Source organism: Rhodococcus artemisiae, from assembly GCF_036327795.1.
GTDB lineage: Bacteria > Actinomycetota > Actinomycetes > Mycobacteriales > Mycobacteriaceae > Rhodococcus > Rhodococcus artemisiae.
Genome location: NZ_JAUTXY010000051.1, coordinates 1 through 1,051 on the forward strand (window position 1 = coordinate 1; position 1,051 = coordinate 1,051).

The 1,051-nt window shown below is 66.0% G+C and carries 1 protein-coding gene; it reads left to right on the top strand.

Features of this window, described 5'->3' with window-relative positions:
* Positions 1 to 129 precede the first annotated feature (129 nt).
* A complete protein-coding gene (locus Q7514_RS33120; protein ID WP_139000316.1) occupies positions 130 to 1,023 on the top strand; it encodes an IS5 family transposase in 894 nt (297 codons plus the stop codon).
* Positions 1,024 to 1,051: the final 28 nt, after the last annotated feature.

Here is a 1,051-nt window from a genome sequence, read left to right on the forward strand (position 1 = left end):
CTAGGCAGTGTTTCAAAAGTGATCTTGAACCGCGTTCCCGCCGGAAGGGGTGTCGCAGTCGTTGAGTGAGTGAGGTCTCCGGTATCTGGGTTTAGCGACCAAGCAAAACCTGAAGATCTCGGAGACCTCGTGCCCAGCGTAGCGGTACCAGGGCGAGCGGACCTGACCGACGCGCAGTGGGCTCGGTTGGCTCCGCTACTGCCTTGTGTAAAGAAGACCGGTCGTCCACCGAAGTGGACAAAACGGCAGCTCATCGACGGAATCCGGTGGCGCATCCGTGTCGGTGCGCCCTGGCGGGACGTCCCGGACCGGTACGGACCCTGGCAAACCGTGTACGGGCTGTTCCGTCGCTGGCAACGCGGCGGGGTGTGGGCTCGGGTTCTGACCGCACTGCAGACCGTGGCCGACGCATCCGGCGGGATCGTCTGGGACGTCAGTGTCGATTCGACCGTCATGCGGGCGCATCAGCACGCCGCCGGTGCCCGCCGCGATGGTGACGAGCAGGTCGAGCCTCCCGGCGGCACAGGGACCGAACCCGACGACCACGCTCTCGGTCGCTCGCGGGGAGGATGGACCACGAAACTGCATCTGGCGTGCGAGCAGAATCGACGTCCGCTCTCGCTGGTGCTCACTGCCGGTCAATGCGGTGACAGTCCGCAGTTCGCTGCCGTTCTGGACGCGATCCGGGTGCCTCGATCGGGTGCCGGCCGGGCGCGGACGCGGCCGGATCGGGTACTGGCGGACAAGGCCTACAGTTCGCGGGCGAACCGTCTCTATCTGCGGCGACGTCGGATCAAGGCCACGATCGCGATCCCGTCCGACCAGCTCGCCCACCGCCGCAACCGGGGTTCCGGTGGTGGGCGACCTCCGGCGTTCGATCGAGACGTGTATCGGCAACGGCATGCGGTCGAGTGCGGGATCAACCAGCTCAAGCAGTTTCGGGCGGTGGCCACGCGCTACGACAAGCTTGCGGTGCGGTACCTGGCCACCGTCCAGGTCGCTGCGATCAGTCAGTGGTTGTGAGGGAGCGGGCTTTTGAAACACGGCCTAG